The 20,243-nt window shown below is 40.1% G+C and carries 18 protein-coding genes; 13 read left to right on the forward strand and 5 right to left on the reverse strand.

What is annotated here, in order from left to right; all coding sequences use genetic code 11:
- Positions 1 to 7 precede the first annotated feature (7 nt).
- The gene (locus G9371_RS07165; protein ID WP_029424081.1) at positions 8 to 2,164 is read right to left on the reverse strand and encodes a TonB-dependent siderophore receptor; all 2,157 of its coding nucleotides are present in this window, start codon (positions 2,162 to 2,164) and stop codon (positions 8 to 10) included.
- A 227-nt stretch (positions 2,165 to 2,391) separates the two neighbouring features.
- On the opposite strand from G9371_RS07165, the gene G9371_RS07170 reads away from it, so the two are divergent.
- The 6 genes from G9371_RS07170 (at position 2,392) to recJ (ending at position 9,103) form a co-directional block, all read left to right on the forward strand.
- Positions 2,392 to 3,189 carry an MBL fold metallo-hydrolase gene (locus G9371_RS07170; RefSeq protein WP_000505322.1) on the forward strand — a complete coding sequence of 266 codons (798 nt, stop codon included), beginning with the start codon at positions 2,392 to 2,394 and terminating at the stop codon, positions 3,187 to 3,189.
- A 91-nt stretch (positions 3,190 to 3,280) separates the two neighbouring features.
- The gene (locus G9371_RS07175; RefSeq protein WP_000952249.1) at positions 3,281 to 3,646 is read left to right on the forward strand and encodes a YkgJ family cysteine cluster protein; all 366 of its coding nucleotides are present in this window, start codon (positions 3,281 to 3,283) and stop codon (positions 3,644 to 3,646) included.
- A 135-nt stretch (positions 3,647 to 3,781) separates the two neighbouring features.
- On the forward strand, positions 3,782 to 5,248 hold the full coding sequence (gene guaB, locus G9371_RS07180; RefSeq protein ID WP_000956023.1) for an IMP dehydrogenase: 1,467 nt from the start codon (positions 3,782 to 3,784) through the stop codon (positions 5,246 to 5,248).
- A gap of 149 nt (positions 5,249 to 5,397) precedes the next feature.
- Positions 5,398 to 6,735 carry a phosphoglucosamine mutase gene (glmM, locus tag G9371_RS07185; RefSeq protein WP_000119868.1) on the forward strand — a complete coding sequence of 446 codons (1,338 nt, stop codon included), beginning with the start codon at positions 5,398 to 5,400 and terminating at the stop codon, positions 6,733 to 6,735.
- Positions 6,736 to 6,745: 10 nt separating this feature from the next.
- Complete coding sequence (pdxH, locus tag G9371_RS07190; protein WP_001286115.1) at positions 6,746 to 7,402, forward strand: pyridoxamine 5'-phosphate oxidase; 657 nt, start codon at positions 6,746 to 6,748, stop codon at positions 7,400 to 7,402.
- A complete protein-coding gene (gene recJ, locus G9371_RS07195) occupies positions 7,403 to 9,103 on the forward strand; it encodes a single-stranded-DNA-specific exonuclease RecJ (protein ID WP_029424082.1) in 1,701 nt (566 codons plus the stop codon).
- 44 nt (positions 9,104 to 9,147) lie between these two features.
- Here the strand turns inward: recJ and G9371_RS07200 are convergent, their stop codons facing one another.
- The gene (locus G9371_RS07200) at positions 9,148 to 9,915 is read right to left on the reverse strand and encodes a putative porin (protein WP_000731729.1); all 768 of its coding nucleotides are present in this window, start codon (positions 9,913 to 9,915) and stop codon (positions 9,148 to 9,150) included.
- Between the two features lie 392 nt (positions 9,916 to 10,307).
- Here G9371_RS07200 and prfB point away from each other — a divergent pair.
- The 5 genes from prfB to G9371_RS07225 all read left to right on the forward strand — a co-directional run bounded on the left by prfB (position 10,308) and on the right by G9371_RS07225 (position 15,157).
- A protein-coding gene (prfB, locus tag G9371_RS07205) for a peptide chain release factor 2 (protein ID WP_096640204.1) occupies positions 10,308 to 11,403 on the forward strand; the annotation gives its coding sequence in 2 pieces (ribosomal slippage) (positions 10,308 to 10,379 and positions 10,381 to 11,403; 1,095 coding nt in all).
- Between the two features lie 199 nt (positions 11,404 to 11,602).
- Positions 11,603 to 11,905: an ArsR/SmtB family transcription factor gene (locus G9371_RS07210; protein ID WP_000350419.1), complete on the forward strand. Its 303-nt coding sequence runs from the start codon at positions 11,603 to 11,605 to the stop codon at positions 11,903 to 11,905.
- A 28-nt stretch (positions 11,906 to 11,933) separates the two neighbouring features.
- On the forward strand, positions 11,934 to 12,992 hold the full coding sequence (locus G9371_RS07215) for an alkene reductase (RefSeq protein ID WP_000819048.1): 1,059 nt from the start codon (positions 11,934 to 11,936) through the stop codon (positions 12,990 to 12,992).
- Between the two features lie 168 nt (positions 12,993 to 13,160).
- A complete protein-coding gene (locus G9371_RS07220; RefSeq protein ID WP_029424083.1) occupies positions 13,161 to 14,453 on the forward strand; it encodes a 3-deoxy-D-manno-octulosonic acid transferase in 1,293 nt (430 codons plus the stop codon).
- Entirely contained in the window at positions 14,450 to 15,157 is a 708-nt protein-coding gene (locus G9371_RS07225) for a 16S rRNA (uracil(1498)-N(3))-methyltransferase (protein ID WP_001028399.1), read from the forward strand. The genes G9371_RS07220 and G9371_RS07225 overlap by 4 nt, the downstream gene beginning before the upstream one ends.
- On the opposite strand, the gene G9371_RS07230 is transcribed toward G9371_RS07225, so the two are convergent.
- A complete protein-coding gene (locus tag G9371_RS07230) occupies positions 15,137 to 16,117 on the reverse strand; it encodes a mechanosensitive ion channel family protein (RefSeq protein WP_000752853.1) in 981 nt (326 codons plus the stop codon). The two genes, G9371_RS07225 and G9371_RS07230, sit on opposite strands and share 21 nt — an antisense overlap.
- A 112-nt stretch (positions 16,118 to 16,229) precedes the next feature.
- Positions 16,230 to 16,805 (reverse strand): DUF805 domain-containing protein, encoded by a 576-nt coding sequence (locus G9371_RS07235; protein WP_000457175.1) that lies wholly within the window; start codon positions 16,803 to 16,805, stop codon positions 16,230 to 16,232.
- A gap of 294 nt (positions 16,806 to 17,099) precedes the next feature.
- Between G9371_RS07235 and acs the strand changes: the two genes are divergently transcribed.
- Positions 17,100 to 19,049 carry an acetate--CoA ligase gene (acs, locus tag G9371_RS07240; protein ID WP_001002959.1) on the forward strand — a complete coding sequence of 650 codons (1,950 nt, stop codon included), beginning with the start codon at positions 17,100 to 17,102 and terminating at the stop codon, positions 19,047 to 19,049.
- A 46-nt stretch (positions 19,050 to 19,095) separates the two neighbouring features.
- Here acs and G9371_RS07245 read toward each other — a convergent pair whose 3' ends face one another.
- Positions 19,096 to 19,638 (reverse strand): cysteine hydrolase family protein, encoded by a 543-nt coding sequence (locus G9371_RS07245; RefSeq protein ID WP_029424084.1) that lies wholly within the window; start codon positions 19,636 to 19,638, stop codon positions 19,096 to 19,098.
- 105 nt (positions 19,639 to 19,743) lie between these two features.
- Between G9371_RS07245 and G9371_RS07250 the strand changes: the two genes are divergently transcribed.
- The gene (locus tag G9371_RS07250) at positions 19,744 to 20,157 is read left to right on the forward strand and encodes an Lrp/AsnC family transcriptional regulator (RefSeq protein ID WP_001019415.1); all 414 of its coding nucleotides are present in this window, start codon (positions 19,744 to 19,746) and stop codon (positions 20,155 to 20,157) included.
- Positions 20,158 to 20,243 lie beyond the last annotated feature (86 nt).

Here is a 20,243-nt window from a genome sequence, read left to right on the forward strand (position 1 = left end):
GGTAATTTTAATAGTTAAATTTCACAGTAAAGTTAATTTGGCGTGGATTACCTAAAGTCACTAAATTTTCGTTGAGAGCACCTGCATAGTAATCTTTATCAAATAAATTACGAATCGCAAGTTGGGCACCCCAACGCTCAGCATCATAACCCGCTTCGGTATCAAATACTGTATAGCCCGGAACATGCACATCTAAACCATCAACGGTTTTATAAGTTTCACCTCGGAAACCACCACCTACATACCAACCAAGTTTTGATGATGGATCAAATTTGTAACGAGCTGACAAGCTATAAGCGTGTTCAGGAATATTGTCGAGCGCTTTCCCTACATTGCTTGCATTTGCATCTTTACTAATTTCTGCATCAATTGTGTAGGTATATGCAGCCGTTAATTTTAATCCTTCTAAAATTTCTGCACTAAGTTCAGTTTCAATACCGCGAGTTAACTGTTCACCACGTTGTACTTTATAGCCACTATTCGCAGTATCAGTAACCAAAACATTCTGACGTTTTAGATCATACCAAGCGATAGCACCTTGAATTCGTTGATCGGGACTTTGTAATTTCATCCCGACCTCAACCTGTTTTCCTTTTTCTGGCTTAAATGGGTTGCTATTTACATCAGTACCACTATTTGGAGTAAATGATGTAGCGTAGCTCACATAAGGTGCCACAATATCATTGAGGGTATACATGACAGAAGCACTGCCCGTAAATGCATTATCTGATTGTTTACTCGCATTGCCAGTTACTAAACTTGTAGTTTGGGTTTGTGCCCAATCTTGACGTCCTGATAAGCTTAAAAGTAATTGATCATTAAGCTGAATACGGTCGCGTAAATAGAGCCCTAGATATTTGAGACGATTGATATCACGTACATTTTGCTTCAATGTCACGTTCTGACCATAGATAGGGTTATAGATATTTAAATCACCAATATCATATTTATCATTGGTATAATCACTTTTTTCCTGAAAAGCATCGACTCCAATATTAATGTCGTGCTGCATGCCATATAGATCAAACTGTTTATTTAAACGGTTATCAATGGCGAAGCTTAAGTTATCAATAACTTGGTGTCGGCTGTTATTTCTACGGCTGATAGTCGTGTAATCAATTTCCCCTTGTTTATCTTTTGCCCAAAAGTTACTACCTGTACGAGCAAAGACTGCTTTGCCATCCATTTCGGTTTTTTGTACGGCAAAATTCTGGTTAAAGTTCCAGCCATTATCAAAAGTATGTTTAAACGTATAACCAGTGCGATAAACATCTGCCTCATATTTACCGAAATTAGGATCGCCAATATATAAACTACGATCTATAGGTCCATTAGGGTTGTCTTTTAATGTACCAATTACAGGTAAACCTTGCTGACGAATATATTCGCGGTGTTGATAGCTTGCGATTACAGAGAGGTCAGTGTTATCACCGAGGTTAAAATTATAAGAAGGCGAGATATAAAAATTTTTAAAATAAACATAATCGGTTGGATCATCTTGATCAGAGATACGTCCATTTAAACGGAAAGCACCTTTTTCGCTATTGTTTGGGCTGTAGTTTAAATCGAATGTTCCTTCTTTAAGACTGTAGCTACCATAAGTCATGCTAGCACGTGCAAAGCTTTCTGCTTCAGGCCTTTTAGTCACTAAATTGACCATACCACCCGGAGCAACTAAACCGAAATTAATAGAAGCAGGACCCTTTAAAATTTGTACCTGATCCATACCAGATAGTTCGGTGGCAACATAAGTATTTTGGCCTACCCTTAAACCATCGACATAGACCGAATCAGAAGAAGTTTGGCCTCGAATAATAAAGTCGTCCCAACCACGACGACCAAGTTTCCCAGCTTCTACGCCTGCAACACCTTCAAGTGCGTCTGCTAAAGTTCTTGCTTGTTTTTGGTCAAGTTGTTCACGGGTGACGACAGAAACTGATTGAGCAGTTTTAAATAGAGGTGCATCTGATTTTAAAGCTGAATTTGCTTTTGTTGCGACATAAGAAGTGGGGTTTTCTTTTTGTGCTTGAATAGAAATAGTGGGTAACACATTGGTTGAATTTTGCTGTTCTGCCGGTTCTTCAGCATGACTTGTTGTCATTGAAGTAAAAATAGCAACTGCTAACAAAGTTTTTGAAGTTGAAAAAGCAAAGCGTTGAGTCATGGGAGGCCTAAACAGCACAAAAAGTAAATTTGATAATGAGAATTATTTTAATTTATTGCGGTTTAATTTTAAATAACATTATGATTCATTTATAAAATAAGAAAAGCAAAATCAATTTTAAAATATTATGAGAAAAATAGAGTAATTCATTGCATGAGTTATTGAATCCCATTATTTTATTATGGAAATAAAAATATCTAATATTTAAAGTTTTTTTGGGGAATTTTATGGGGTTTGAAAAAACAACATCACAGATATTATTTGATAATGGCGTACACAAATGTATTAGTTTTACCAGTTTGGTCAAAGGGGAAGGCATACAAGCCAATCAATTTTTAATTATTGATCATGAGCGTGCTGCCGTGATCGACCCGGGTGGTGATTTGACCTATGTTCCGCTGACAATGGAACTTAATAAATATACGCGCCTTAAAAATCTTGATTATGTGATGGCTTCGCATCAGGATCCAGACATTATAACCTCAATGCCCCGCTGGTTGGTTTATACCGATGCTAAAGTGGTGGCCTCAAAATTATGGGCACGTTTTTTACCTCACTTAAATTCATCATTTATGAGTGAGCGTATGAAAGGGAATTGGGAAGACCGTCTGATTGAGCTGCCTGATCGTGGTCAAGTGATTCAATTAGGTGAATCGAAACTTGTAATCGTTCCAGCGCATTTTCTACATTCGGTGGGTAATTTTCAGTTTTATGATCCCGTGGCTAAAATTTTGTTTTCGGGCGATATGGGAGCATCCATCGTAGATGATGCAAGTCAGCCTCTAAAAGATTTTGATAGCCATGTGATGAAAATGAAAGCTTTTCATCAACGTTATATGTGTTCAAATAAAGTCATTCGCTTATGGGTCAACATGGTTCGTCAGATGGATATTGAAATGATTGTCCCTCAGCACGGTAGTCCATTTATTGGTAAAGAGATGATTAATCAGTTTTTAGACTGGATTGAAACATTACCATGCGGTGTAGATTTAATGACAGAACAAATTTTTAGCTGTCCAACATAAAAAATAATGTTCGACATATTGAGTCCAATTTGAAATTTTTTTAGGATTTCGCGTCGCAGAAAAATTTTTGATGACGAGAATTTGAATAAAAATGTTATCTCAAGTTGCGACTCCAGATGAATGCCTACGCTGTGGGGCATGTTGTGCACATTTTCGGGTTTCATTTTACTGGGCTGAGGCCGAGTTAATGGAAGAACATCTAGTTGAACCTTTGACACCTGTCTATTCATGTATGCGTGGAACCAATCAGCCTGAGCCCCGATGTCAGGCTTTGACGGGTGAAATTGGTAAAGAGGTGGGTTGTTCCATCTATGCGGTGCGTAGTTCTACCTGTAGAGAAGTGCAGATTGCTGATGAGCAGTGTAATAAAGCTCGTTTAGCGCACCAGCTTATTCCTCTTATTCAAGTTAGCCCGGCAGATTCAGAGAATGATCACGACTATGATCAGGTGAGTTAAATATAAGCTAACACAATAATAAGTGGAAAATATTTAGAGTAGGCGAATATCTATTGCTGAAAAAGGCAAAGATAATATGAAAATTGCATCGAAATTTGTTTATAATAGCTCACGGAATTTACCAGTGAGATTGTTATGCTGACCATCGTTCAAGAAGCGCTAACCTTCGATGATGTCTTATTACTTCCTGCCTACTCTACTGTTCTCCCAAAAGATGTCTCTCTAAAGACACGTTTAACTCGCGGCATTTATTTAAATATCCCATTAGTTTCAGCTGCAATGGATACAGTGACTGAGTCACGTATGGCGATTGCAATGGCGCAAAATGGTGGTATCGGGATTTTGCACAAAAACATGGATATTGCTGCTCAAGCTGCAGAAGTACGCCGTGTGAAAAAATTCGAAGCGGGTATGGTGAAAGACCCTATCACTGTAAGCCCTGAAACTACAGTACGTGAACTGATTGCAATTACCTCTGCTAATAACATTAGTGGTGTACCTGTTGTTAAAGACGGCAAGGTTGTTGGTATTGTGACAGGCCGTGATACGCGTTTTGAAACCAACTTAGAACAACCTGTTAGCAACATCATGACAGGCCAAGATCGTTTAGTCACTGTACGTGAAGGCGAGTCTAAAGAAAATATTCAAGCATTATTGCAAAAACACCGTATTGAAAAAGTCTTGGTCGTTGGCGAGAGCAACGAACTTAAAGGCTTAATTACAGTAACTGACTTCCGCAAAGCCGAGAGCTATCCAAACAGTTGTAAAGATGATCTTGGTCGTTTACGTGTTGGCGCTGCGGTAGGTACAGGGGCTGATACACCAAGTCGTGTGGAAGCATTGGTTGAAGCTGGTGTTGACGTCATTGTTGTTGATACAGCACATGGCCACTCTGCTGGTGTAATTGAACGTGTACGTTGGGTGAAACAAAACTTCCCTCAAGTACAAGTGATTGGTGGCAACATTGCAACTGGTGATGCTGCATTAGCATTATTAGATGCAGGTGCAGATGCTGTAAAAGTGGGTATTGGCCCTGGTTCAATCTGTACAACACGTATTGTGGCTGGTATCGGTATGCCACAAATTTCTGCAATTGACAGCGTTGCTAGCGCACTAAAAGATCAAATTCCTTTAATTGCAGATGGCGGTATCCGCTTCTCTGGCGATATGGCAAAAGCGATCGGTGCGGGTGCAAGTACGATCATGGTTGGTTCATTACTTGCAGGTACTGAAGAAGCGCCGGGCGAAGTTGAGTTTTTCCAAGGTCGTTACTACAAAGCATATCGTGGTATGGGTTCATTAGGTGCAATGGCGGGAGCAACTGGTTCTGCTGACCGTTATTTCCAAGATTCAAAAGCGGGTGCTGAGAAGTTAGTACCAGAAGGAATCGAAGGCCGCGTTCCATATAAAGGCCCAATGGGTAACATCGTTCATCAAATGATGGGTGGTTTACGTTCATCGATGGGTTATACAGGTTCAGCTGTGATTGAAGATCTTCGCCAAAATGCGAAATTTGTGAAAATTACTTCAGCAGGCATGTCTGAGTCACATGTTCATGATGTAACGATTACTAAAGAAGCTCCGAACTATCGTGTTGGTTAGATTTTGGTAACCAAAACAATCAAGAAAGCCGTCAGTACACTGACGGCTTTTTGTTTTTGGTGTAAAGTAAATCCGATGAAAAGAGATATGGCGGAATAGCCATATATGAAATGAGCCACGGCTGAAGTGGCGTAAAAATGAGATAAGCTATGAGTTATTTTGGAACGGATGGTATTCGTGGAAAATTTGGGCAAATGCCGATTACGCCAGAGTTTGCTTTAAAACTCGGTTTTGCTGCAGGGAAGGTATTAAAACGAACGAGTCCGAAAAATAAACCACTTGTTGTATTAGGAAAAGATACTCGTTTATCCGGTTATATTTTAGAGTCTGCTTTGCAGGCGGGATTAAATGCTGCTGGTGTATATGTTCACTTACTTGGACCATTACCGACACCGGCAATTGCACATCTTACCCGTGCCTTACATGCACATGCAGGGATTGTTATTTCTGCATCACATAACCCATATTTTGATAACGGGATTAAGTTCTTCTCAAGTGAAGGTAAAAAATTACCAGATTCATTGCAGGAAGAAATTAATAAAGAATTAGAAAAAGATTTATTTATCGAAGACACTGCAAACTTAGGTAAAAGTGTTCGTGTGACCGATGCAAATGGTCGTTATATCGAATTTTGTAAATCTACATTCCCATATCATTTTGATTTAAATAATTTAAAAATTGTTGTGGATTGTGCTCACGGCGCTGCTTACAGCGTTGGCCCTTCGGTTTTCCGTGAACTCGGCGCTAAAGTTGTCGCTTTATACAATGAGCCAGATGGTTTAAATATTAATGAAAACTGTGGTTCAACTCATCCAGAGAGCTTACAAAAAGCGGTTGTGGAACATGGGGCTGACTTAGGTATTGCCTTTGATGGTGATGCTGACCGTGTAGTGATGGTTGATAAGTTCGGTAACTTAATTGACGGTGACCACATCTTATATATTTTAGCGACTCAGGCAAAAAACAAGCCAGCAGGTGTTGTTGGTACGGTAATGAGTAACATGGCACTTGAAGTGGCACTTGAAAAAGCAAATGTTGGCTTTGTCCGTGCAAAAGTCGGTGACCGTTATGTGTTACAAGCCCTAGAAGAAAACGGATGGGTAACAGGTGGTGAGCCTTCTGGTCATATTCTGACTTTAGACAAGAGCACAACAGGTGATGCGATTATTGCAGCATTACAAGTGTTAACCGTGATGGTTGAGCAGAACAAAGCGCTGCACGAATTGGTTCACGACTTTAAACTGTACCCACAAGTTCTTGTAAATGTACGTTTGGAACAAATGCTTGATCCATATTCTATTCCTGCATTAGTTGCTGAGTTCAATAAAGCTGAAGAGCAGCTCAAAGGACGTGGACGTATTTTAATTCGTAAGTCTGGAACTGAGCCAGTCATTCGTGTCATGGTTGAAGGTGATAACGAGCAAGAAGTGAAAACTTTAGCTGAACATTTAGCAAATGCAGTTCGTTCACAGGCACAAGTCGCATAAGGTGTATGGCATGAGTGATGTCATTAAAGACTTAAGTGAATTGCGCTTAAGCTATGAACAAGGTGAGTTGTACGAGACTCAAGTTGCTAGCAATCCCCACGAACAATTTCTAGGTTGGTTTAATCATGCTTTAGCAGCTAACTTGCATGAACCGTATGCAATGTCATTAGCAACTGCGAGTGCTAGTGGTCGTCCGCATGTCAGAACTGTGCTGTTACGCGGTGCGACAGAAGCAGGCTATGATTTCTATACCAACTATGACAGTCAAAAAGGTATAGATTTGGCAGAAAATCCATATGCTGAATTGTTATTTTATTGGCCAAGTCTAGAGCGTCAGGTACGAGTAGGTGGGCATGTTGTAAAAATTCCTGAACAGGAATCTACAGACTACTATCATAAACGTCCACGTGATAGCCAGATCGCAGCTCATATCAGTACCCCCCAAAGTGGCAAAATTGAAAGTCGCGAATTGTTACAACAGCGTTTTCAAGACTTGCAACAACAAGTTCAAAGCCGTGAAGTACTCGATAAGCCGGAGTTCTGGGGTGGATACCGTCTACAGCCAGATTATTATGAGTTCTGGCAAGGGCGACCAAATCGTTTACATGACCGCTTGAGTTATGAAAAAATCGACGGTCAATGGACGTTGCACCGACTGATGCCTTAAATGACAAAAATACAAATTAAACAAAGACCTTTATTGACACGCCCTGAACAGTTTCAGGGCGTGCCTCCGTTTATTGCCGAAATTTTGGCAAGACGTGGGGTACAATCCGAGCAAGAACTAGAGTTAAAGCTTAAGAATTTATTGGCCCCTGAACTCAAAGGGTTGGACGCTGCTGTAGCATTAATGGATCAAGCCATCGATGAGCAGAAAAAAATAGTTATTGTGGGGGACTATGATGCTGATGGCGCAACCAGCACTGCTTTAATGATGCTCGTGCTTCGCGATATGGGAGCACAAGTCGACTATTTGGTACCGGATCGTTTTAAATATGGCTATGGACTTACTCCTGCCATTGCTGAGCTTGCTCATCACATCTATCAACCCGATCTATTAATTACGGTTGATAATGGAATTTCTAGCCATGCTGGTGTTGATGCAGCACATGCCCTAGGCATGCAAGTGATTATTACCGATCATCACTTAACGACTAAAGAAACACCACTTGCAGAAGCAGTTGTTAATCCAAATCAATTAGGCTGTGAGTTTCCAAGTAAAGCATTGGCAGGTGTTGGCGTTGCTTTTTATGTACTTGCCAATTTGGCGAGCCTACGCAATAGACAAGGTAAAAGCACAAGTAAAGTGACTCAATATTTAGATTTGGTCGCTTTAGGAACTTATGCTGATGTTGCTGTCCTAGATTATAACAACCGTATTTTGGTCGATGCAGGTGTAAAACGCATTCAGCAACATCAGTGTCGAGTAGGAATCTTAGCCTTACTCGATATCGCTGGTCGGGAAGCTACTTCAATACGTGCCCAAGATTTAGGTTTTGTGCTCGGACCGCGTATTAATGCTGCTGGACGTATGGAGAGTATGCGCATTGGGATCGAGTGTTTATTAGCTGACACAATGGAAACTGCATACCCCATTGCTCAGCAATTAAATCAGTTAAATATCGATCGCCGTCAAATTGAAGGGGAGATGAAGCAACAAGCTTTATCTGCTTTAGACAGTTTACAACTCTCACAACAAGATATTCCTGCGGCGCTTGTTTTGTTTGAAGAAAACTGGCACCAAGGTGTCATCGGGATTGTCGCGGGACGTTTAAAAGAACAGTTTCATCGCCCAACGATTGTGTTTGCCCCAGATGAAGATGGTATTCATATTAAAGGCTCAGCACGTTCCATTGATGGGGTGCATATTCGAGATACCATTGAACAAGTTGCCGAACAACATCCTGAGCTGGTGAGTCATTTTGGTGGACATGCGGCAGCGGCAGGCTTAACGATTCGCAAAGAAAACTTTGAAGCTTTTAAAACCGTATTTAATGATTGTGTAGCTGCTATGGATGAATCAATCTTTCAAGCGACATTATGGACCGATGGTGAGCTACCTGTCTCTGCTTTGCAATTAGATACCTTAAACTGGATTGAGCAATTAGGTCCGTGGGGACAAAAATTTCCACTGCCTCAATTTGAAGGACATTTTAAAGTTGTCGATTTTCGTTGGCTCAAAGAGACACATTTAAAGCTTAGATTAGCGATAGACCAATATAGTTTCGATGCTATTGCTTTTAATGCAGCAGGTCGCTTCGAGTTTGATCCGATGCGTGACCATGTGCATTTGGTTTATGAAATAGACCGTAATGTCTTTAATGGTAATGTGAGCTTACAGCTACGCATTGTGCATTTAAATCAATAAAAAAATCCGCTCAATTGAGCGGATTTTTTTTAATCTAGGTTAGATTAGAAGCGGTATGCTGCACGAACACCATAAGTGTTGTCGTTATCACCGAATCCAACACGACCTTCAACACTTACTTGCTGATTTAAGAATTTTTTAGCATTGATACCAAATTCATCTTTATCAGTTAAGTCGTTATTGTAGTAGTCCACACCTAAACTTAAAGTTTTATCGATGTAGTAGTCACCGCGAACTTTATATTCGTCAAGGTCACCAAACGCACCATAAGCTTCAAGGTTTACGTCATGTTGACCAACTTGAGTTACATACTTAGCACGAACGGTAGGATCTGCACCGTCTTTACCGTCTTTCTCGTCGTAACCTTTAACACCTAGAGCAAGTAATAAACCAGGAGCTGGTAAATAACCTACTTCTGCAGCATAAGTAGTCACTTTACTGTCGATATTAGTGTTGTCGATTTCACGTTCGTTTCTGCCTACATCACCGCTAAGGTAAAAGTCAGAGTTAGGAACGAAGTACTCAACGCCTACGCCATATTGAGTGTCTTTTGTGCCGCTGTTATCGCCATAGTTAACATGTGCGTTAACGTTACTTGCACGGTTTAAGAATGCTGCTTCTGCAAGCGGTGCATTACGTGTTTGAACAGGGTTGAAATAATAAGTCCCATCAACACCGAATTTGCTTACGCTGCTGCCGTTATCTGGATCAAGATAATTGTAAGAACCACCAACTTCAGCTTGGTAAGCGTTTGCTGTGCCACTTACTGCAAGAGCAGATAAAAGAGCTGATGCAATTGCTAGTTTTTTCATGGAATCTCTCCCCTCTAAAAACGATTTTATAAATGTTTTGTTACAACTTTCAGTCTAGAGCAAAATCATTCACCGTCAATCTTGTCCAAGTAACTGGACTGTAACCATGTGCTTTTTATGTAACTATATTTAATTTAATATATTGATTTTAAATAATAAAAAAACAATGTTTTATTTTATTAAAAATGAGGAGATTTTGTGTAGAAACTTAAAAATGCTGGAAAAGTACCCAATTTTGTATGGGGATGTTACGAGTTAAGCTTAAAATCTACTGAAAGAAAATTAGCAAACTTATTCATTGAAATAAGAGTTAGCGTTTAAAGCAGGTTCGAAGATAACCGTAGCTATGATAAAATATTCGACTGTTTATCTGCTTTTATGGGAACACTCGCGTGGAAATTAATCCTTATCTAAACCAATTGAAAGACTTAACTGATCGTAGCCAAACACTACGGGGGTATCTTTGACTACGATCTAAAAAAAGAACGTTTAGAAGAAGTTTTACGTGAGTTAGAAGACCCTGCGATCTGGAACGATCAAAACCGTGCTCAGGCAATGGCGAAAGAAAAGGGCGAACTAGAAAACGTTATTAATGTATTAGATGGCTTATCTACACAGCTTGAAGATGCAAAAGCAATGTTGGATTTGGCTGTAGAAGCTGATGATGAAAGCTTGCTTGAAGATGTTCAGTCTGAACTGAGTACTGCTGAAGAAGAATTAGCAAAACTTGAATTCCGCCGTATGTTTAGCAATCCAATGGACCCGAATCCTTGCTATGTCGAGATTCAGGCGGGTTCAGGTGGTACAGAAGCACAAGATTGGGCTTCAATGCTATTACGTATGTATATGCGCTGGATTGAACGTCATGGTTTTAAAGCAGAACTTATGGAAGTGTCTGACGGTGACGTGGCTGGTATCAAATCTGCAACAATTCGTGTTGAAGGTGAATATGCGTATGGTTGGTTACGTACAGAATCTGGTGTACACCGTTTAGTACGTAAATCACCATTTGACAGTGGTAACCGTCGTCATACTTCTTTCTCTGCGGTATTTATTTCTCCAGAAGTTGATGACAATATCGAAATTGATATTAATCCTTCAGATGTTCGTACTGATACTTACCGTGCATCTGGTGCAGGTGGTCAGCATATTAACAAAACCGATTCGGCAGTACGTTTGACGCATATTCCGACTGGTATTGTAGTGGCATGTCAGAACCAGCGTTCACAGCATGCGAACCGTGATCATGCATGGAAACAGTTACGTGCAAAATTGTATGAACTAGAAATGCAAAAACGTAATGAAGCCGCTCAGGCACTTGAAGACTCGAAGTCTGATATTGGTTGGGGTAGCCAAATTCGTTCTTATGTACTTGATGACTCTCGAATCAAGGATTTACGTACGGGTGTTGAAAATTCAAATACTGGTGCGGTTCTTGATGGTGACCTTGATCGTTTTATTGAAGCGAGTTTAAAACAGGGGTTATAAGAGTCTTTTGAACTTTTAATGCTCTATAACTCTTAAATTTTTAGCGATTAAAACGGCAAAGCAGTTCAGTGTTCGGAAGTTAATCGGAAAAATACGATATGAATATCGAAAAAAATAGATATGAATATCGTCAAAATACGATATTATGTTTTCGAAATGCTGAACAAAGCTTTGTTCGTTTACAAGACGTGTTGAGCCTATGGATATTGATGCAATTAGCAAAGCCCTAGCCAATCCTCTGCGTCGGCAGATTCTGCAATGGTTAAAAGAACCGGAGCATTATTTACCGGTAGAAGAGTGTGGTGGTAGTTTTGAAAAAGGGGTTTGCGCAGGTCATATTGAACGTTTGGGTAAAGTAGCTCAGTCTACGATGTCCAATCATTTGTCTGTATTACAGCAGGCGGGTCTCATTCAGGTCCAAAAATATGGACAATGGTCTTATTTTTCACGTAACGAAGCTTTGATTCAGCAATATATCGAACATTTAAAACAAACACTTTAAAACAAATAAAGTGTAAGTCGAGGCGATCATGGCTGAACTCAATACTCCCTTAACAGTTGGTGATTTTGAAATTAAAAATCGACTGGTAATGGCCCCATTAACACGTGCGCGTAGTGGCGAAAGCCGTGTTCCAAACGATTTAATGGTGGAATATTATCAGCAACGTGCAAATGCTGGTCTCATTCTCACTGAAGCAACAGTGATTGGTTCAAAAACCGTAGGTTATGCAGATACTCCGGGACTATGGTCACAAGAGCAAGCACAAGCATGGAATAAGATTATTGAAGCAGTTCATGCTCAAGGTTCAAAAATTGTAGTTCAACTGTGGCATGTGGGTCGTATTTCACATCCAGAGCTTTTAGATGGCGATATTCCTGTTGCACCGAGTGCGATTCAACCTGCGGGTGAAGTAAGTTTATTACGCCCTAAACGTCCATATGTAACGCCACGTGCGCTTTCAATTGAAGAAATTCAGGAAATTGTTGCTCAATATAAACATTCAGCTGAATTGGCTAAAGCAGCAGGTTTTGATGGCGTTGAGCTACATGCAGCAAATGGTTATTTAATTGACCAGTTCCTTCAAAGTAATACTAACCAGCGTGATGATGAGTATGGTGGTCCGGTTGAAAACCGCGCTCGCTTGTTATTAGAAGTAGTTGATGCCTTTATTGAAGTGTGGGGCGCTGGCCGAGTAGGTGTGCATATTGCACCGCGTGGCGACTCGCATGATATGGGTGATGAAAACCCGCTAGCGACATTTGGTTATGTGGTTGAACAACTCAGCCAACGTAATGTGGCTTTCATTTTCTCTCGTGAATATGAAGCAGCTGATAGTATTAGCCCACAATTACGTAAAAAATTTAATGGTGTATGGATTGCCAATGAAAATCTGACACCAGAGTCAGCAAAACGTATCTTGCGTGAAGGTCAGGCAGATGCTGTATCTTTTGGTAAAGCATATATCGCTAACCCAGATCTATTACAGCGTTTAGAACAAGGCTTACCATTAAATGAACTTCAACCAACGACTTTATATGCTAAAGGCGCTGAAGGATATACAGACTATCCGGCTTTAGAAGCTTCATAAGTTCATAATATTATTTAAATTTACTATATGCTGAACTTGCTCTTTCGTGAGTTCAGTAAATGACTTTTCTTGTATATGGTAGAGTTTAGGTATCGAAACTCTGCCATTTTTTTTATCTATGTTATATTTTCCGCAGTTTTTGAATTTTGACTATTTGAGGCAAATCGCTTGGCGACCCCATTTTGGTACAACACCGCACTTCATTTATTAAAACCGTTTTATCGTTGGCGGATAAAAAGACGTGCAGAAAGTCTAGAATTATATCAGCAGGAATGTCTGGAAAGATTTGGGCCGTTTGAAGCACCGAAGAATGTAAAAGCGATCTGGTTTCATGCTGTTTCAGTCGGGGAAACCAATGCTGCACAGCCTTTAATTGAGTATTATCTAAAACTTGGGCAGCCAGTCTTAGTGACCAATACCACGAAAACAGGTCAGGCTCGTGCCAAGTCACTTTTTCTAAAAGAACCATATTTAGATTTATTTCAAGCCGTTTATTTGCCTGTAGACCAGAAGCCTCTTTTAAAAAAATTTTTTGAGTTATATCAGCCAAAGCTTTTAGCACTGGTTGAAACTGAACTCTGGCCAAATTTAATCGATCAAGCCAAGTTACGGCATGTACCTTGTTTGCTGCTTAATGCTCGGTTGTCAGAGAAATCTGCAAAAGGATATGGCAAAGTCTCGGGTTTAACCGCAGGTATGTTAAAACAGCTGGACTGGGTGTTAGCGCAAGATAGTGCAACTCGTCAGCGTTATGTTGAGCTAGGTTTAGACGAACACAAAAGTCAGGTTGTTGGTAATATTAAGTTTGATATTCATGCACCAGAGGCTTTTATTAAACAAGCAGCCCAATTGCATCAGCAGTGGTATCTGGAAAATCGGCAGGTTGTGACGATTGCCAGTACACATGCACCCGAAGAACAACAAATTTTGGAAGCGCTCGCACCTTATTTAAATTCAGATCGTGAGTTGGTGTGTATTGTGGTGCCTCGTCATCCTGAGCGTTTCGATGAAGTATTTGAAATTTGCCAAAATTTAAATTTAATTACGCATCGTAGAAGTATGGGCCAAAGTATTCATGCCAGCACGCAAGTTTATCTCGCTGACAGTATGGGTGAGCTCTGGTTATGGTATGCCTTAAGTCAGGTGTGTTTTGTAGGCGGTTCTTTAAATGAACCGGGTGGTGGGCATAATATTTTAGAACCTATGGTTTTAAATGTACCTACTGTGGTTGGACCGCGTTATTTTAACTTTCAAACGATTGTCGATGAGTTCATTGATGAAAATGCTGTGCTTATCGCTCAAGATGCACAGCAGGTCGTTGATATCTGGTTAGCATGTCTGGCAGAACCTGAGGCGACTGAACAGTTAGTGGTACAGGCGCATAAAGTGTTGCAACGTAATCAAGGTTCCTTACAAAAACATATCGGGGTGATTAATCGCTATCTGGCCGAAAAATCATGAATATTGTTTTACTAGAGCCTGAAGATGTTCAGTCGGATACATGGTCTATCCATTCAAAACGTCAATTACAACATTTGCGTGAACATCTTGATATTACAGTCGGCCAGAATCTAAAAGTTGGTATTCGTAACGGCGCCCGTTATATCACTGAAATTGTTTCGATGAATGAGCATGAAGTCCGTATACGGCCTATTTGTGAAGAACTACTACCAGCAAAACTTCCGGTTCATTTAATTGTAGCTTTACCAAGACCTAAAGTTTTACGCCGTCTAATTATGGACAGTGTGACTTTAGGTGTTGAAAGGATAAGCCTGATTCATAGTTATCGTGTTGATAAAAGCTATTGGCAAACTCCTTTTTTACAGCAAATAGACAACTACGTTACGCTGGGACTTGAGCAAGCAGGCGATACAATTGTTCCTGAAATTCAACTCTATAAACGCTTTAAACCTTTTGTTGAAGACGTCTTGCCAAGTTTAATTACGCAGGAAACACCTGCCTATGTGGCTCATCCTTATGCTGAGCAACGTATGCCAATTAATATTAGCCATGCTTGTAGTGTAGTGGTCGGACCGGAAGGGGGATTTATTCCTTACGAAGTAGATTTGCTCATAAAAAACGGCTGCCAAGCTATGAGCTTAGGCAACCGTATTTTAAGAACCGAAACGTCTATTTCTTATATTTTAGGTCGTTTGTTTAGCTGATGTTTCAGGGTTTAAAGCTGGTGGATTAGATACCATTTTTAATTCCTGAATTGGGTAAGGAATATCAATATCATTTTCATTGAAAGCTTGTTTTACTTGAGCTTGAATATTACTAATAGATGAAGAGATATCAGTTTCAGTGGTATCAACCCACCAGCGTACAGTCAGGTTAACCGAGAAATCTGCTAAAGCTGTGACGTTAACCGAAAACGCAGGCTGACTCAGTACATTTCGGTCATTGTTGAGAATATCTAAAATAATCTGTTTTGCTTTTTGCTCATCATCATCATAGCCAATTCCGACTACAAACTCACAGCGTCGTTGTTGATAAGCAGTATTAACAGTTAAGGCACTTGTATAAACCGTTGCATTTGGAATAACAATGCGACGTCCATCCGGTGAGCGTAGGAAGGTTGCACGGATCTGGATGTCTTCTACAGTTCCTTCAAGTGAATTCACCACAATTGAATCGCCAATACGGAATGGCTCGCTCAATAAAATCAAAATACCTGAAAGTAGGTTTTGGAAAATATCTTTAAATGCAAAACCAATGGCGACCGAACCAATACCTAGCGCACTCATAAGCTGGCCTGGTGTGAACCCCGGAATCATAATGACGAGAGCTATTAAGAAACCAAAGAATAAAATCGCTGTACTACCGACACGGTTTAAAACTAAAACTAGATTTTGACGAGTATAAGAGCGATTTTCTAAAGTCTTACGAACAAAGAACTTAAATAATTTGGTCAGTAGCCAAAAAATAAGAAAAACAACAATTGCAATGCAGATATAAGGTACACGTTCCCAAAAACTATCTACGATTTTGTCGATAGTGGTATAGGCATCATGGTATTTCTCGGTATGCGCTAAAACTGTTTGAGTGGTTTTAGTACCTGCTTCTTGCAAAAGTTCGCCTGTATTTTTTGCAACATCCGTTAAGGATTTTTGTTCATCAGCCACGACAAGTCTCTAATTGAATAAATTCAGAAAGCCTTTTCAGCTTCCATCATAGTAGGAGATAAAATGTGCGCCTACTATAATGAGTTCATCTAAATAATAAAGTGTTTTTTAATTAAAAGTATTCCGTTCCTTTTTGTAAGATTTGTGTCGGGGTTTGAATAGTATCGGTACCAGAGAAGTAGTAAAAAAAGCCTGCTGTAGAAATAAGGCTAATTAAAATAGCGATTAAAATAAGCCAAGCCATCAGTTTTTCTATAAACGTTGAAGGCCGAACAGGACCATATTGATTAGTGCCGGCTGTACCAGAAGCAAGCAGTAAATAAAGCATAAAAAAGAACTGAACGACTGGAATAAATAACAGTAGTCCCATCCAGCCACTTTTATTTAAATCGTGTAGGCGTCGAACGACCAGAATAATGTTGAGATAGATCAGAAATAGCCAGAAAGCCCAGACCATTAAAGCACTTATACCGGAGAGAGAGCTGTAAAATTCAAAATTAAATAGATCACTTGAAAGCTGAAAACTTCCAAGAAACGAAGCCAGAATAAAATAGCCCACGATTGTGACTAAATAAATCAGGCCATATCCACCTAAATAACTCATTCGGTTAAAGCGGCCATGAATTGAAAAAGGGCTGTCTTTAAACGGGAGTTGAGGTGGACGTGAAGAGGGAGTTTCGGCAAACATCTTATTTTATTCCTGCACTGCTTCTAAAAGCTAAAATAATCTTTGTTGATGGTCAAAACCATCAAAACTTAAAAAAATTATAAAAGTAAAAGCTATAGACAAATGTTTTAAATCAACTTAATTTTATAAAAATATTCACAATTTCGTATGCTTGAGTAAGTGATTAATATATGACCAAAGTCGCATTGTCTAGGCTTTGAAAGAGTCATCATACTGAAAAGGCAAACAAATAAGATCCAGTAAAATAATAGCCACAGTCTCGAGATGGGATGCACAAGATCAAGGAAGTTGCGTATGAATGAGATCTATCCAGTACCAGAGGAATTTAAAAAAACTGCTCGTACTGTTGAAGCAGACTACTTTAAACGTTATCAACACTCTATCGAGAACCCAGATGAATTCTGGGCAGAGCAAGCTAAAATTGTCGATTGGATAAAGCCATTTACCCAAGTTAAAAATACCAGTTTTGACAAAGACAATTTCAAGATTGAATGGTTTGCTGATGGTGAGTTGAACGTATCAGCAAACTGCTTGGACAGGCATCTTAAAGAACACCCTCACAAACCTGCAATTATTTGGGAAGGTGATCATCCTTCTCGTCATAAAATCGTTTCTTATAAAGAATTACACGACGAAGTCTGCCGTTTCGCCAACGTTTTAAAGAAATATGGCATTGGTAAAGGTGACCGCGTTGTGCTGTATATGCCAATGGTGACTGAGGCTGCAATTGCCATGTTAGCCTGTGCCCGTATTGGTGCGGTGCACTGCGTGGTATTCGGTGGTTTCTCACCAGACTCGTTGGCGAGTCGTATTGAAGATAGCCAAGCTAAACTTGTGATTACGGCTGACTCAAGCCTACGTGCCGGTAAGTTGTTACCACTTAAAGAAAATGTTGATTTGGCTCTAGCATTGCCGGGCACAGAATGCGTTGAAAATGTGATTGTGGTTTACCGTAATGCAAACCCAATCGAGATGAAGCCGGGTCGTGATTTGTGGTATCACCTTATTATTATGGAGGTGGATGCAAACTGTCCTCCAGAACCAATGAAGGCCGAAGACCCTTTATTTATTCTTTATACCTCCGGCTCGACGGGTAAACCTAAAGGAGTGTTGCATACGACAGGTGGTTATCTGGTGTATGTGGCGAGTACCTTTAAAGAAGTTTTTGATTTAAAACAAGATGATGTGTACTGGTGTACCGCTGATGTCGGCTGGATTACAGGCCATAGTTATCTAATCTATGGACCACTAGCAAATGGTACGACGACCTTAATGTTCGAAGGTGTGCCTCAGTATCCAACATGGGCACGTCTTGGTCATGTGGTCGATAAACATAAAGTCTCTATTTTATATACAGCGCCAACCGCGATTCGTGCCATGATGCGAGAGGGTGATTCGTATGTACGTGAAAGTAACCGCAGTAGCTTGCGTTTGTTAGGTTCAGTGGGTGAACCTATTAACCCAGAGGCTTGGAACTGGTATTACAACGTTGTTGGTGAAGGCCGCTGTCCAATTGTTGATACATGGTGGCAAACCGAAACAGGTGGTATTTTGATTGCGCCATTACCGGGGGCAACAGCTTTAAAACCCGGTTCGGCAACGCGTCCTTTATTTGGTATTCAACCAGCGATTGTCGATGGTGAAGGCAATGAACTAGAAGGCGCTGCCGAAGGTAACCTTGTGATTAAAGATTCATGGCCGGGCCAGATGCGTACCATTTGGGGTGACCCAGATCGCTTTATTGAAGCTTACTTCTCGACCTTTAAAAATACTTATTTTACAGGTGATGGCGCCCGCCGTGATGAAGATGGCTATTACTGGATCACGGGTCGTGTTGACGATGTCTTAAACGTTTCAGGCCACCGTCTAGGTACGGCTGAAATTGAAAGTGCTCTTGTATCGCATGAAGCGGTGGCAGAAGCTGCTGTTGTGGGTATGCCGCATGATATTAAAGGGCAGGGTATTTGTACTTTTGTGACTTTGCAGGCGGGGGTTCCAGAGTCGGAAGAACTGCGAAAAGAGTTAATTAGCTGGGTACGTAAAGTACTTGGACCAGTGGCTTCACCAGATGCACTGCACTGGGCGCCGGCATTACCTAAAACCCGTTCGGGTAAAATCATGCGCCGTATTTTAAGAAAAATTGCAGCGAATGAACTGGATAGTTTGGGCGATACCTCAACCCTAGCTGAACCTGCTGTGGTGGATCAACTGATTGCGACAGTTTATCCCGATAGACAAAAATAACGTTTTAATAAAAAAGCCCCGATAGGGGCTTTTTTATTAAGCCTGTTTAAGATTTTGCTAGAAAGTCAGCAGTATTTTGTACGCTCGCAAACATACCAAGAGCAGCTAAAAAAGCAGTTTGTACATCTTCGGCCTTAACAGTTTTTCCGTTATGGCTTAAATCACGGGTCGCAGTGGCATCTCCAATTAAGATGGGTTGATAACCTAACTCTTTGGCTGCACGTGTGCCAGAATCAATACAAATATGTGTCATCATGCCTGTGATCACGAGTTGTTCAATTTGATGTGCTTTTAAAAGTTCTTTTAAATTGGTTTCTAAAAAACTGTTTGGATAATGCTTTGTCACGATTAATGAATTACTGCCAGCACTGAGTTCTGGATGAAGTAACACACCTTCAGTATTTTCTTGAAAGAAGCTGGCTTGTGGCGGGTTAATATGTTGCACATAAATAATCGGTAAATCTTTTTCATTAAAATATTGCTCGAGCTGTTTTATTTTATCGAGCGCTTGATCTGGTCCAACCAATTCCATTTTGCCATTTTTAAAATAATCATTTTGTACATCGATAACTAATAGTGCTTGTTTCATGAGAATACTCTTGTTGGTATAAGATAAAACAAGGTTATTCTCTGCCCGCAAAATCGGCTATAGTCCTATGAAAGCATTATCGCCAGTTTTCTTTCGTTATGAAAAATGAATATTGAATTAGACCCTATTGATCTAAAAATTATTGCATTGCTTAAGCAAGATTCTCGCTTAACAAATAAAGAAATTGGGCAGCGTGTTCATCGGACAGGACAGGCAGTAGGAGCGCGAATTGCTCAGTTAATGGATGCAGGCGTTATTAAAAATTACACCATTGCTGTGCAATACAGGCATAAACAATTTATTCATTTGCATTTAAATGAACAACGCTCCTTTGAAGAAATTGAAAATTTAGTGAAGCAATATGAACAAATCGATGAGTGCTTTAAAGTTATGGGTAATGCTTGTTATATGATTGTTAGTCATTTCGAACCAGCAGAACTCAATGCTTTTATTGAAGTCCTCTCAAAATGGTGTCGTTACTCAGTTGAAACTGTCATTCGAGAAGTAGAGAAAGCTTAAAAAAAAATAAAAGCTCCAAGCCGAGTCTTGGAGCCAATATGTCTTTATTTTTATTTATTGTTTTTATTGTCTTGCGCTGTTTTAAC

It is taken from the genome of Acinetobacter sp. EKM10A (assembly GCF_011075215.1).
In the GTDB taxonomy this organism is placed as follows: Bacteria; Pseudomonadota; Gammaproteobacteria; order Pseudomonadales; family Moraxellaceae; genus Acinetobacter; species Acinetobacter baumannii.